The sequence below is a fragment of the uncultured Parasphingorhabdus sp. genome, assembly GCF_963677535.2.
Lineage (GTDB): Bacteria > Pseudomonadota > Alphaproteobacteria > Sphingomonadales > Sphingomonadaceae > Parasphingorhabdus.
The window spans coordinates 1,377,659-1,392,500 of the sequence record NZ_CAXXUT010000001.1; the positions used below are offsets into that span (position 1 = coordinate 1,377,659).

Here is a 14,842-nt window from a genome sequence, read left to right on the forward strand (position 1 = left end):
GACAGGCTGCGCGTGGAGCTTGTCGGCAATCCGTTGTTTAGCCCCTTATTGATGCTACTTGTCATCTTGCTGCTCGTGGTCATCTCATTTCTCCTAATGTGGTGAGCAATAAACACCGGAAAATGAGACTAGTATCCCGTAACAGGGACAGAATGAGCCAAAAAGGACGACCAACCGAGTTCCTGAACGCTCTATTCAGGAAGCATTCAGTGAAATCCTACATCTGTTAAACGGAGTTTCATCTCAATAATGAAAATTTAGCGGAATGATTAAATAGTGACCATGTTATTATTCCATTCTTGGGAATTTTCATTTGTCACTTCAGTCCGAGATCACCGGATATAAGGGCTCCCGACTAGGTATTCGCTCATTCCCACCAATAGGCTGCACGCTTCCTGGCCCCTGTCACCAACTCGTTCATCGTCAGCGGATCGTAAAGCCTTCCGTTCAGCATGACACGCTCGATCTTGTCGCTGTTACGGATATCCTCCGTCGGATCTGCATCCAGCACTAGCAGATCGGCGAGCTTGCCGACTTCCAGAGACCCGATTTCACCTGCCATGCCGAGCGATTTGGCCGACACAATGGTGCCAGCCGCCAGTGCCTCCACCGGGCTCATGCCGCCACGGACGAAGGACCAGAGCTCCCAGTGGCTGGCGATACCGGCTTGCTGGCCATGGGCGCCGATCGAGACTTTCACACCAGCATCGGCCAGCTTTTTGGCTTCCCGGGCATTGTCATCATCAACAAAATTATTGTCCGGCGCCTTGGTCCGGCGAACGGTCTCGGCGGCCAGGATTTTGGGCGGCGTGTGGACCAGTAGAGGGTTTTCCCATACATTGGTGGCCTGACGCCAATAGGGATCGCCGGCCAGCCCGCCGTAGCTGACAACCAGCGTTGGCGTGTAACTGGTGTCGGATCGGGAAAACATCTGCACGACATCGTCATAGAAGATATCGAGCGGGATATTATGTTCCAGTGTCGAGTTGCCATCGGCGACCAGCGCCATGTCCATACCGAACAGGGAACCGCCTTCGGCTACAACAAGCATATTTTCCTGACGCGCGGCTTCGACCACCTGCTGCCGCTGTTCGCGGCGCGGCTGGTTGTAATTTTTGACGCTATAACCACCTTGCGCCTTGAGCCGCCGGACATGAGCCAGCGCATCATCGAGATTGTTGATCTCGGCATAGACGCTCGCAGCCTTTGCACCATAGACGATCTCTCCGGTCGAGAATATCCGGGGGCCAAGGATCATTCCTGCGCGCTGCATTTCGCTGGCCACGAATATTTCGCTGGCACGGCTCGACGGGTCGTGGATCGTGGTTGTACCAAGCGCGAGATTCTGTATCAACGACCAGTTTTGCTGCGGCACCAGTTCGTCGCTGCCCTGCGGCCCGTGGGCGTGGGCGTCGACCAGACCGGGTATGATGGTCTTGCCGGTAACGTCGACGGTGGCGGCACCAGCGGGGATGCTGACCTCACCGCGCGGACCGACCGCGGCGATGCGATTGCCCTGAATGACAATCACACCATCATCGATGATCCCGCCGTCTTCATCGGACATGGTGACAATTCGCCCGCCGGCAAGCACAACCATTCCGGAGGGCTTGTCCGCTGCAATCGTTCGTTCGAGCGAAACGCCGCTGGTTGGCGGCTGATATTTGGGCGCATCCTTCGCCGCTGGCGCGTCGGAGAACAAAGCGTTGGTAGCTGCCGAATAGACCGTTGGCCCGATACTCCAGTGGAGCGTCTGCCCATTGCCGGACCAGTTGATATAGTCGGCACCATTGGCGCTGACCCGCGTGACCGGCAGCGATGTAATGCTCGGGCTGACCTCGACCGCCTGGGTGCCGGGCATCAGCGGCATGACATAGGCTTCATAGCTTTGCCGGAAAGCAACATTCAGGCCGTCGGGCGAGACGATATAATCGTTGGTCAGATCGCCTTTGGCGTGGGTGCGTTTTGCTTCGCCGTTGAGATCGGTGCTGATCAGGATACGCTGGTCATTTTCGTTTTGAAGCATGAAAATCCGGTCGCTGCTCGCGCCATATTGCGGCCCGGCGGCGCCCTTGACCACGCGCACGGGGGCACCGCCACTAGCCGGCACGCGATAGACACCATCCTCGACCGACCATTCGGGCGAGGTCATATAGCCGCCTTGCTTCATCTCGAAGACGATGGTCTTGCCATCGGGAGAAAAATGCGGCCGGGCGTAATGGCCGGGCCGGTTGGTGACGGTGCGGGGCGAACCGCCGCTTGCCGAAACCGTCTTGATCTGGCCCAGTCCGGCGTCGGTCCAGCCGACAAAGACGATTGAACGGCCATCGCGCGACCAGGAAGGGAAAAGCTCGCGTTCCGAACCGCTGGTCAGCCGCCTCGCCGTCCCGCCGCTCATCGGCTTGGAGTAGAGCTTGCCGAGGCTTTCGAAAATCACGGTCCGTCCGTCCGGCGACACCGCGGCAAAGCGCGGCATTTTCGTCGTAAAACTGTCAGGCGCGACCGGAATCGTCGGGTGCGGGGCATCGGCGACGCCCCGGCTGTCGCTGACCTGAAACGGAATCACCGAGGAGGCACTGCCGTCAGCGGCCACCCGCCGGATCTTGCCGCCGGCCCAGAAGACGATCTCGCGGCTGTCGGGAGTCCAGTCCATATTCGGATAGACGCCGGTGACAGCCCAGGTTTCCTGCACATCCTGATCGAGGTCGTCATAGACTTTGCGCTCGATCCCGGACTCCAGATCTTTCACATAGAGTTTGGACCGCGTCATCTCGCGGCGGACAAAGGCGATCTTCTTGCCGTCGGGGGAAGGATTTGGGCGCACCGATCCGCCAAGGCCCGATACTGCCGTGGTAACCTCTCCGGTTTCCAGATCATATTTTTCAATGTTGAACAGGTCGCCGTTGCTGTCCTGCGCATAGATGAACATCCCGCCCGGCGTGACATTACGCGTGTAAAAGACTGCCTTCCCGTCCGGGGCGTAGATCGGCTCGCCCAGCTCCTTCTGATGCGTTTCGCTCGGCCTTTTGACCAGTTGTACCCCCGCGCCACCGGAGACATGATAGAGCCAGATTTCACCGGTCCCCAGCGATCGCTGGGTGGTAAAATGCTTTTTCGCTACGATGAAGCGTCCATCGGGGCTCCAGCTGGGTTGGTTGAGCAGACGAAATTCTTCCTTCGTCAACTGGCGCTTGTCGCTGCCATCGCGGTTCATAATCCAGATATTGTCGCCGCCGCCTCGATCGGAAGTGAAGGCTATCCGCCTGCCATCCGGCGAGAAACGCGGTTGCACCTCCCAGGCCAGACCTTCAGCGATCCGGATCGGCTGGCCGCCGGCCATCGGCATGGTGTAGATATCGCCAAGCAGGGCGAATGTCAGACTTTGGCCATCGGGACTGACGTCGACATCTATCCAGCTGCCCTCGTCGACATTAATCGGCACCTGCTTGATCGTCGCTCCGGCCGGGGCGTTGACATCCCATGCGGTCTCGTCGGACTTGTCCTGCGCCAATGCGGTCCCCGACAGCAAAAGGGTCGCAAGCACCGAAACCAGACTATATTTCATATCAATCCCCGGAAAAGAAAATCGTCGATCGGGCCACTCTATTCCAGATTGCAGCCGTAAGGAACATGGAACTTTCTCCGCCAGCTACTGCCTCGCCCCGAAACATTGGTGATAGCGCTCCACCACCTGCGCGAGCGTTGACAAGGCCAGTGTCGCCGGATCGCGGGTCGAGGGAATCAGGCCGATCGGCGCGATCATCCGCTCGCTTTCCTCTGCCGAAACGCCGATGTCGGCAAGATACTGCAAACGTCGCGCATGGGTTTTGCGGCTGCCCATCGCCCCGATATAGAAAGCGGGCGAGGCCAAAGCCTGTTTCATCAACGCCGCTTCCCAGTCATGGTCATGGAAATAGAAGATGCAGGCGGTCCACGGATCGGGATCAAGCAGCGGCGTCGGCTCCGCTGTTTTCAGCAGACCGGCCGCGGCTCCCTCGCCAGTTACCGTGTCGATGATGCCCGCATCCGGCGACAGGACAGCACAGTCGATGCCATAGCTGCCGGACAGACGGACGAGACTTTCCACCGATGGTCCGTGTCCCAATATGCAGATTCTGGCGGCCGGAATATGATGCACGAATATCTGCGAACCGTCCCTCTTCACCAATTCCCGGCACTCCGTCCCGGCCTCGCAGCGGATGTCGGCGCCCTGCCTGTCGATCACAAGCGTCAAAGGCTCTCGCCGCCCGATCCGGTCAAAAATGGCAGAGACCACCGACAGTTCGGATATCGGCGTGAAGAGCAAATCAATGCCGCCGCCGCAGGGGAGACGGATATCGAGATAGGGCGAACCGGCGCCGAACCGGACCTCTCGCGCCTGGTTGCCCCCAATCACGTCCAGCGCTTCGGCGACCACCGCGGCCTCGACGCATCCCCCGGAAAAAGACCCGGTTGACGACCCGTCCTCTGCCACTGCCATATGCGCACCGGGATTGCGGGTTGACGCGCCGGTCACGGCGATCAGCGTAATCAGGACAATTTTCTGCTTCTCCGCCACTTTTTGCCGCAGAAATTCAAAAATGGGCGCGATATTGTTCAAAGGAGACTGTCCCGCTATTGTCTTGGAAAATTGCCGGTTATATCCATGCCGCAAACGGCCTATTTGGGCAATCACCATGCAGTCAGCACGGAGGAAATGACACCGCGCTCCGTCTTTTGACAGGGTGCACATCGGCAAAATCGTGACATATTTCATGAAGATTACCCCTTCAGCCGTAGCGGCAACGGGTAGCTGCGCAATGTTTCTTTGCACCCCTGCATAAATCTTATCTTCAAAATGCGTAAAAACCCATCTAGGAGCATCTAAATTACAAAAATCCTATCGAAATATGAGGACGGAATATGAGTTTCCCGCCACCGCAAGGCCTGTATGATTCAAAGAACGAGCATGACGCATGTGGCGTCGGCTTCGTCGCGAATATCAACGGTGACAAATCGCATCTTACAGTCAAGCGTGGCCTGGAAATTCTGGTCAATATCGATCACCGCGGTGCTGTTGGCGCCGATCCGCTGCTGGGCGATGGTGCCGGCATATTATTACAGATTCCCGATGCTCTTCTGCGGGATTGGGCGGATTCACAAAAACTGACACTGCCCGCTATTGGCGACTATGCGGTGGCCATGTGCTTCCTCCCGTCGGACCCGGCAGAAGCGGAATATGCGACTACGCATTTCGAACGTTTCATCGCCAAGGAAGGGCAGGATTTTATCGGCTGGCGCGATGTGCCCATCGACACCACGGGCATCGGCAAGGCCGTGCTCGAACAGATGCCACTGATTCGCCAGGCGATCGTCGGCAAGGGTGAAACGCTGGCCGACCAGGATGCGTTCGAACGCAAAATCTTGGCTGTCCGCAAGCAGATTCACAATCCGCTCGATGGGATCGCGGAGAAGAACAACATGCCGGGCCTGTCCGAATTCTACATGCCCTCCTTTTCGACGAAAACCATCGTCTATAAAGGTCTGCTGCTCGCCGATCAGGTCGGCTCCTTCTACAAGGATCTCGACAATCCCCTGACGACCTCCGCTGTGGCCATGGTCCACCAGCGCTTCTCGACCAATACTTTCCCGTCCTGGAAACTGGCGCATCCGTATCGTTTCATCGCGCATAATGGCGAAATCAACACGGTCCGCGGCAATGTGAACTGGATGAACGCCCGTCGCCGGACCATGGAGTCCGACCTGCTGGGCGCCGACCTCGACAAGATGTGGCCGCTGATCCCGCACGGCCAGTCCGACACGGCCTGTCTCGATAATGCGCTCGAGCTTCTGGTTGCCGGCGGCTATTCCCTGCCCCACGCCGTTATGATGCTGATCCCCGAAGCCTGGGCCGGCGATCCGACGATGGATGCCGACCGCCGGGCCTTTTACGAATATCATGCCGCGCTGATGGAGCCGTGGGACGGCCCGGCAGCGGTCGCCTTTACAGACGGCCGTCAGGTCGGCGCCACGCTGGACCGCAACGGCCTGCGCCCTGCCCGCTTCTGCGTCACTGACGACGGTCATGTCATCATGGCGTCGGAATCTGGCGTGCTTCCGGTCAAGGAAGACAATATCGTCCGCAAATGGCGCTTGCAGCCGGGCAAGATGCTGCTCATCGACATGGAGCAGGGCCGGATCATCGAAGACGAAGAAATAAAGGCCGATCTCGCCAAGGCCAAGCCCTATGCAAAATGGCTCGAATCAACCCAATATAATCTGAAGGATCTCGATCTCGACGATCTCGACGATGTCGATGCGCCAAAGAGCAGCGGGCTCGAAGATCCTGCCGCGCTGCTCGACCGGCAGCAGGCATTTGGCTATACTCAGGAAGATATCACCAAATTCCTGGAGCCCATGGCGAGTGACGGGATCGATCCGATCGGATCAATGGGCACCGACACGCCGATTGCCGTTCTGTCCGGCAAACCGCGCCTGTTGTACGATTATTTCAAACAGAATTTCGCCCAGGTCACCAATCCGCCGATTGATCCGATCCGGGAAGAACTCGTGATGTCGCTGGTCTCGATGATCGGGCCACGCCCGAATCTACTGGGGCACGACGCCGGCACACACAAACGGCTCGAAGTCGATCAGCCGGTATTGACCAATGCGGACCTGCTGAAAATCCGCTCCGTCGAAGAGGCGCTGGACGGTGCTTTCCGCACCGAGACAATCGATATGACCTGGGATGCCGCTACCGGTGCCGCAGGTCTGGAAATGGCGCTAAAGGAAATGTGCTGGGCAGCGACGGAAGCCGTGCTCGCCGACCGCAATATTCTGATCCTCTCCGACCGGGCCAAGGGGTCAGACCGGATCGCGATGCCGGCCTTGCTGGCAACCGCAGCCGTCCACCATCATCTGGTCCGCCAGGGCTTACGGATGCAGACCGGCCTCGTCGTTGAAACCGGTGAAGCGCGCGAAGTGCATCATTTCTGCGTGCTCGCGGGCTATGGCGCGGAAGCGGTCAATCCCTATCTGGCCTTCGAAACGCTGGAGGAAATCCGCACACGCCGCGAATTGCCGCTGACCCAGCAGCAGGTCGAGCAGAATTATATCAAGGCTATCGGCAAGGGTATTTTGAAGGTCATGTCGAAAATGGGTATTTCGACCTACCAAAGCTATTGCGGCGCGCAGATTTTTGACGCGGTCGGCCTGTCCACTGAATTTATCGAGAAATATTTCACCGGCACGGCGACGATGATCGAAGGCGTCGGTCTGGCGGAAATCGCCGAAGAAACCGTGTCCCGCCATAGCGAAGCCTATGGCGACAATCCGATCTATCGGAACATGCTCGATGTCGGCGGTATCTACGGCTACCGGATCCGCGGCGAGGATCACGCCTGGACGCCAGCCAATGTTGCCAATCTGCAGCATGCCGTACGCGGCAACGACCCGAAAAATTATGAGGAATTTGCGCGGTCGGTCAACGAGCAGAGCGAACATCTGCTGACGATCCGCGGATTGATGGAACTGATCAAGGCGGACGAACCGCTCGACATTAACGAGGTGGAACCGGCATCCGAAATCGTGAAGCGCTTTGCCACCGGCGCGATGAGCTTCGGCTCGATCAGCCGGGAGGCGCACACGACCCTGGCCATCGCGATGAACCGGATTGGCGGCAAGTCCAATACCGGTGAAGGCGGCGAAGAGCCGGATCGCTTCCTGCCCATGGCCAATGGCGATTCGATGCGTTCGGCAATCAAGCAGGTTGCAAGCGGACGCTTCGGTGTAACCGCAGAATATCTGGTCAATGCCGACGATATCCAGATCAAGATGGCCCAGGGCGCCAAACCGGGCGAAGGCGGACAGCTGCCGGGCAGCAAGGTCGACAAGAATATCGGCAAGGTCCGCCACTCGACACCGGGCGTCGGACTGATTTCCCCGCCCCCGCATCATGACATCTACTCGATCGAGGATCTGGCACAGCTGATCCACGATCTGAAAAATGTGAACACCGGAGCCCGTGTTTCGGTCAAACTGGTTTCCGAAGTAGGGGTCGGTACGGTTGCCGCCGGCGTATCCAAGGCGCGGGCCGATCATCTGACCATTTCCGGTTATGACGGCGGCACCGGCGCTTCGCCGCTGACCTCGCTCACCCACGCCGGTTCCCCGTGGGAAATCGGCCTCGCGGAAACGCAGCAGACCCTGCTGCTGAACGGACTGCGCTCTCGTATCTCGGTACAGGTCGACGGCGGCCTGCGGACTGGTCGCGATGTGGCGATCGGCGCGCTTCTCGGCGCCGACGAATTCGGATTTGCCACCGCGCCGCTGATTGCCGCTGGCTGCATCATGATGCGCAAATGCCATCTGAACACCTGCCCGGTCGGGGTCGCGACGCAGAATCCGGAATTGCGCAAGAAGTTCACCGGACAGCCGGAATATGTGATCAACTATTTCTTCTTCGTGGCCGAAGAGCTGCGCCAGATCATGGCCGAAATGGGCTTCCGCACGATCGAGGAAATGGTCGGCCGGGTCGACCGGATCAACATGAACAAGGCTCTGCGTCACTGGAAAGCGGAGGGCGTCGACCTGTCGCGCCTGCTGCACGAAGTCGTGCTGCCGGAAGGTGAGACCCTGTATCAGACGATGACTCAGGACCATGGCCTCGATGCAGCGCTGGACAAGGATCTGATCGCTGCTGCTGCACCGGCTCTCGACAACGGCCAGACCGTCAAGATCGAGCGCAAGGTCAAAAACGTCAACCGCACCGTCGGCGCGATGTTGTCGGGCGAGGTCGCGAAGAAATATGGCCATGCCGGCCTGCCGAACAACACGATCCAGCTGCAGTTCGAAGGCGTGGCCGGACAGAGCTTCGGCGCTTTTCTCGCCCATGGCGTGACCGCCGAACTGGTTGGCGATGCCAATGACTATGTCGGCAAGGGACTGTCCGGGGGCCGCGTAGTTGTCAAACAGCCCACCCATGTCGATCGCAATCCGACCGAAAATATCATCGTCGGCAACACCGTGCTCTACGGCGCGGTTGCTGGTGAAGCCTATTTCAACGGCGTCGCCGGCGAGCGCTTCGCGGTCCGCAACAGCGGTGCCGTTGCCGTCGTCGAAGGCACCGGTGATCATGGCTGTGAATATATGACCGGTGGCGTGGTTGCCGTGCTCGGCAAGACCGGGCGCAATTTTGCGGCCGGCATGTCCGGCGGTGTCGCCTATGTATATGACGAGGACGGGCTGTTCCGCCAGCGCTGCAACATGGCGATGGTTGACATCGAGACGATCGATGCCGATGCCGAGGACGGAGAAGACACGGCATTTCCGCAGCAGCTTCCCGTCGATGTGAACGATTATGGCATGGGTGATATGCTTTATCACGACGCGGCGCGGCTGCGGATCCTGCTGGAGCGTCACAAGCTCTATACCGACAGCGCGAGAGCGAGCGAAATTCTCGACAATTGGGATGAAGCCCTTGGCCGTTTCGTGAAGGTCATGCCGCGTGATTATGCGTCGGCGCTGAAACAACTTGAAGCCGAACGTCTCGAGACGATCGTCGCTGCAGAATGAACGAAGATATTGGAGTAGACCGTGGGTAAAGTAACAGGCTTTCTCGAGATTGACCGCAAGGACGCGACATATACCGATCCTAAGGAACGGCTGACGCACTATAAGGAATTCACGATACCGCTGCCGGAATCCGAAATCAGGGACCAGGCAGCGCGTTGCATGGATTGCGGCATTCCTTATTGCCACAACGGCTGTCCGGTGAACAATATCATCCCGGACTGGAACGATCTGGTTTATGAAGGTGACTGGAAAACGGCGCTGGAAACACTCCAGTCGACCAACAATTTCCCGGAATTTACCGGACGGATATGCCCGGCACCGTGCGAAGCGGCCTGCACGCTGAACATCGATGATGTACCGGTGAATATCAAATCCATTGAATGCGCGATTGTTGATCGCGGCTGGGAAGAAGGCTGGATCACACCCCAGATCGCCGAGAAGAAGACCGGCAAGTCAGTCGCCGTCGTCGGTTCCGGGCCGGCAGGCATGGCCTGTGCCCAGCAGCTGGCGCGCGCCGGCCATAATGTCACCCTGTTCGAGAAAAATGACCGGATGGGCGGCCTGCTGCGTTACGGCATTCCCGATTTCAAGATGGAAAAGCATCTCATCAACCGGCGTCTCGTACAGATGGAAGCCGAGGGCGTCGAATTTCGCACCAGCACCGAAGTTGGCGTCTCCGTTTCGGTCGAATCGCTGCAGGAAAATTATGATGCGGTGGTCATGTCCGGCGGTGCGGAGAAACCGCGTATGCTGGATATCCCGGGCTATGAAATGTCCGGTGTCCGGCTCGCGATGGAATTCCTCACCCAGCAGAACAAGCGCAACGCCGGCGATGATGAAATGCGCGCCGCACCGCGCGGCACGATCAGCGCAACCGGCAAGCATGTCATCGTCATCGGCGGCGGCGACACCGGTTCCGACTGCGTCGGTACCTCCAATCGCCAGGGCGCCGCGTCGGTTACCCAGATCGAAATCATGCCCAAGCCTCCGGAAAAGGAAGACAAGACTTTCTCATGGCCAGACTGGCCGCTGAAACTACGCACCTCGTCCAGCCATCTCGAAGGCTGCGAGCGCGACTGGGCGATACTGGCCAAACGGGTCGTCGGTACCAACGGCAATGTCGAGGGGCTTGAATGCGTCCGGCTGGAATGGGTGGATGGGCAAATGCAGGAGATCGAGGGCAGCGAGTTCACTCTGAAAGCCGACCTGATCCTGCTGGCCATGGGTTTTGTCGGACCGCGCCAGATGGGACTGGTCGACCAGTCCGAAGTCGGACTGGACGGACGCGGCAATGTTGCTGCCAATGTCGTCGACTATGCCACCAGCAAGGACGGTGTCTTTGCCTGCGGAGACATGCGGCGCGGCCAGAGTCTTGTCGTATGGGCGATCCGCGAAGGCCGCCAATGCGCGCGGGCCGTGGACCTGCAACTGATGGGCGAAAGCTCACTCCCACGTTAGCCACGGCAGGAACAGGGCCCGATCCGCGCCTTGCCTCTCACAAAAAAAGCCTCGCTAGCAACTAGCGAGGCTTTTTTTGTGCGGACGGTGATGGGCTATGTGGCGGCCCGAGGGCCCTGCCCAGCACTGATCCCACAGCGCGGCCGGCAAAGAATCCGGCTGACCGCTTCTCCGTCCCGGCGAATTTTATATTGCGGATCGTTTTGAGTGTTGGTTGCGGGAGTAGGATTTGAACCTACGACCTTCAGGTTATGAGCCTGACGAGCTACCGGACTGCTCCATCCCGCGCCAACATGTCTGGAGAGGCTGATGCGCTGGTCCAGACAGTAAAAAAGCGGCCGGCCCTATGAGGGACAGGCCGCTTATGAAAAGGTGAATGGGTTATTTCCACGTGGGTACAGATTAATGCGCCTGCTGCAATGCCTGGCGACGACCTACTCTTCCATGCCTTGAGACAAAGTACCATCGGCGCAACCTGGTTTCACGGCCGAGTTCGAGATGGGATCGGGTGGGGCACAGGCGCTATGGCCACCAAGCAATGAAGCAGGCGCATAAGCTGTAATCACGGGTCTTTTAATCGATGTGGCAAGATGATGCACGGTATTTGATGCCGTGCATATTGACCATGGGCCGAGCCTAATTGTCCGTTCATCTGGCAACATGCTGTTTCCAACATTGTTGTTGATGGCGGGATTCTACAAGCGCGAATTGAGTAATTAGGACTGGTTAGCTTCATGCGTTACCGCACTTCCACACCCAGCCTATCAACGTGGTGGTCTTCCACGACTCTATGATAACTTATCTCGAGGGAGGCTTCCCGCTTAGATGCTTTCAGCGGTTATCCCGTCCATACATAGCTACCCAGCAGCACGCCTGGCGGCATGACTGGTACACCAGAGGTATGTTCAACCCGGTCCTCTCGTACTAGGGTCAACTCCTCTCAATTATCGACGCCCACGGCAGATAGGGACCAAACTGTCTCGCGACGTTCTGAACCCAGCTCACGTACCACTTTAATTGGCGAACAGCCAAACCCTTGGGACCTGCTCCAGCCCCAGGATGTGATGAGCCGACATCGAGGTGCCAAACGATTCCGTCGATATGAGCTCTTGGGAATCATCAGCCTGTTATCCCCGGCGTACCTTTTATCCGTTGAGCGATGGCCCTTCCACGAGGGACCACCGGATCACTATGACCGACTTTCGTCTCTGCTCGACTTGTCAGTCTCGCAGTCAGGCTGGCTTATGCCATTGCACTCTAACAGACGGTTTCCAACCGTCCTGAGCCAACCATCGCGCGCCTCCGTTACTCTTTAGGAGGCGACCGCCCCAGTCAAACTACCCGCCACAGAGGGTCCCTGATCCGGATAACGGATCTAGGTTAGACACCAGAAAACAATAGGGTGGTATTTCACATTATGGCTCCACTCGGACTGGCGCCCAAGTTTCAAAGCCTCCCACCTATTCTACACAATTCTTTCCTAATGCCACTCTGAAGCTGCAGTAAAGGTGCACGGGGTCTTTCCGTCTAACCGCGGGTACTCCGCATCTTCACGGAGAATTCAATTTCGCTGAGCATATCCTGGAGACAGTGGGGAAGTCGTTACGCCATTCGTGCAGGTCGGAACTTACCCGACAAGGAATTTCGCTACCTTAGGACCGTTATAGTTACGGCCGCCGTTTACTCGGGCTTCAATTCAAGACTTTCATCTCTCCTCTTAACCTTCGAGCACCGGGCAGGCGTCAGACCCTATACGTCGTCTTGAAGCCGACTTAGCAGAGTCCTGTGTTTTTGCTAAACAGTCGCTACCCCCCAGCTTGTGCCCCCTGCCAAAAGTTGCCTTCTGGCAGGGCCTCCTTCTCCCGAAGTTACGGAGGTAATTTGCCGAGTTCCTTCAGGATACTTCTCTCAAGCGCCTTGGTATACTCTACCTGACCACCTGTGTCGGTTTCGGGTACGGTCTATATGGTGGAGCTATTTCCTGGATCCACTTCGAAGCCTGATCAATCCAATAAGATCAGACAACACACGTGAACCGTCACATTCCACCAGGTCACGGAATATTAACCGTGTTCCCATCGACTACCCCCTTCGGGCTCGTCTTAGGGGCCGACTCACCCTGCTCAGATTAGCTTTAAGCAGGAACCCTTGGTCTTTCGGCGACAGTGCATCTCACACTGTTTATCGCTACTCATGTCAGCATTCGCACTTCCGATACGTCCACCGTCGGTTACCCTTCGGCTTCATCCGCTTACGGAACGCTCCGCTACCGCTCAGAATAAATTCTGAACCCTAAGCTTCGGTGCATATCTTTAGCCCCGTTACATCTTCGCCGCAGGAACCCTTATTTAGACCAGTGAGCTGTTACGCTTTCTTTAAAGGATGGCTGCTTCTAAGCCAACCTCCTGGTTGTTTTGGGATTCCCACATGCTTTCCCACTTAGATATGACTTGGGGACCTTAGCTGTAGGTTAGGGCTGTTTCCCTTTTGACGACGGACCTTAGCACCCGCCGTCTGTCTCCCGGACTTGTCTCTATGGTATTCGGAGTTTGGTTAGGTTTGGTAGGTCTCGCGACCCCCTAGCCCATCCAGTGCTCTACCCCCATAGGAAAACGTCCGAGGCACTACCTCAATAGTTTTCGCGGAGAACCAGCTATTTCCCGGCTTGATTGGCCTTTCACCCCTAAACACAACTCATCCAATAATTTTTCAACATTAAATGGTTCGGTCCTCCAGTGCGTGTTACCGCACCTTCAACCTGGTCATGCCTAGATCGCCGGGTTTCGGGTCTAATCCATCTAACTCATTCGCCCTATTCAGACTCGCTTTCGCTGCGCCTACACCTAACGGCTTAAGCTTGCTAGATAGATTAAGTCACTGACCCATTATGCAAGAGGTACGCGGTCACCCCACAAGGGGGCTCCCACTGCTTGTAAGCATTCGGTTTCAGGTACTGTTTCACTCCCCTAATCGGGGTGCTTTTCACCTTTCCCTCACGGTACTTGTTCGCTATCGGTCACATACGAGTATTTAGGCTTGGAGGGTGGTCCCCCCATGTTCAGACAGAATTTCACGTGTTCCGCCCTACTCGAGTCCTTGTTGATCATTTTCGCATACGGGACTGTCACCCACTATGGTCAAACTTTCCAGAATGTTCTGCTAATTTACAACAAGGCACTGGCCTGGTCCGCGTTCGCTCGCCACTACTAACGGAATCTCGGTTGATGTCTTTTCCTCCGGTTACTGAGATGTTTCAGTTCGCCGGGTTCGCTTCACCAAGTCTATTTTATTCAACTCGGTGATATCCTTCCCCATTTACCCTCACCTTGTCGGACAAAAGCCCTTCAAGACAAAAGTAAATGGTGAGGATGGGTTCCCCCATTCGGAAATCGCTGGATCAAAGATTGCTCACATCTCCCCAACGCTTATCGCAGCGTGCCACGTCCTTCATCGCCTGTATGTGCCAAGGCATCCACCAAATGCTCTTACCTCACGCTTGAGAATCCACACCACCAACAACAAGATTGGAACAAGCCTCCCACGCTCCTTGCATAAAAAAGCGCTTCAGCCTGGCCAATTCGGCCTTGCCTGTATGATGCGGACAATTAATTACTCAGCCTTTAGTAATTCATATATATGAATACTTGTGCCAATTATGCGCTCCAATCCAGCGGAAAACCGCCGAACCGAAACCGCAAAATTGCCACGGCATCGATTAAAAAAACCCATTCACAATGTCAAATAGAGGCCGAGGCCTCGCTTGCCTGCAGATCGGAACCTGCAGGAAACTTTTGTCTTCATCTCTGGAGAAATGATTGTCCCGCGAACC

Annotated in this window: 4 protein-coding genes, 1 tRNA gene and 2 rRNA genes; 2 read left to right on the forward strand and 5 right to left on the reverse strand. The window is 57.0% G+C overall.

From position 1 onward, the window contains the following. Positions 1–367: 367 nt before the first annotated feature. Positions 368–3,565: an amidohydrolase family protein gene (locus ACHZCJ_RS06640; RefSeq protein WP_321324912.1), complete on the reverse strand. Its 3,198-nt coding sequence runs from the start codon at positions 3,563–3,565 to the stop codon at positions 368–370. 84 nt (positions 3,566–3,649) lie between these two features. Next, complete coding sequence (locus tag ACHZCJ_RS06645; protein ID WP_321324914.1) at positions 3,650–4,600, reverse strand: XdhC family protein; 951 nt, start codon at positions 4,598–4,600, stop codon at positions 3,650–3,652. A gap of 302 nt (positions 4,601–4,902) precedes the next feature. Between ACHZCJ_RS06645 and gltB the strand changes: the two genes are divergently transcribed. Both gltB and ACHZCJ_RS06655 read left to right on the forward strand, forming a co-directional pair. Beyond that, positions 4,903–9,555, forward strand: a complete 4,653-nt coding sequence (gene gltB, locus ACHZCJ_RS06650; protein WP_321324916.1) for a glutamate synthase large subunit — start codon at positions 4,903–4,905, stop codon at positions 9,553–9,555. 21 nt (positions 9,556–9,576) lie between these two features. Then, a complete protein-coding gene (locus ACHZCJ_RS06655) occupies positions 9,577–11,013 on the forward strand; it encodes a glutamate synthase subunit beta (protein WP_321324918.1) in 1,437 nt (478 codons plus the stop codon). Positions 11,014–11,224: 211 nt separating this feature from the next. Here the strand turns inward: ACHZCJ_RS06655 and ACHZCJ_RS06660 are convergent. The 3 genes from ACHZCJ_RS06660 to ACHZCJ_RS06670 all read right to left on the reverse strand — a co-directional run bounded on the left by ACHZCJ_RS06660 (position 11,225) and on the right by ACHZCJ_RS06670 (position 14,512). Next, positions 11,225–11,301: transfer RNA gene (locus ACHZCJ_RS06660), tRNA-Met, on the reverse strand. Between the two features lie 133 nt (positions 11,302–11,434). Next, positions 11,435–11,549: ribosomal RNA gene (gene rrf / locus ACHZCJ_RS06665) — 5S ribosomal RNA — on the reverse strand. A 160-nt stretch (positions 11,550–11,709) separates the two neighbouring features. Continuing rightward, positions 11,710–14,512: ribosomal RNA gene (locus tag ACHZCJ_RS06670) — 23S ribosomal RNA — on the reverse strand. Between the last annotated feature and the right edge of the window lie 330 nt (positions 14,513–14,842).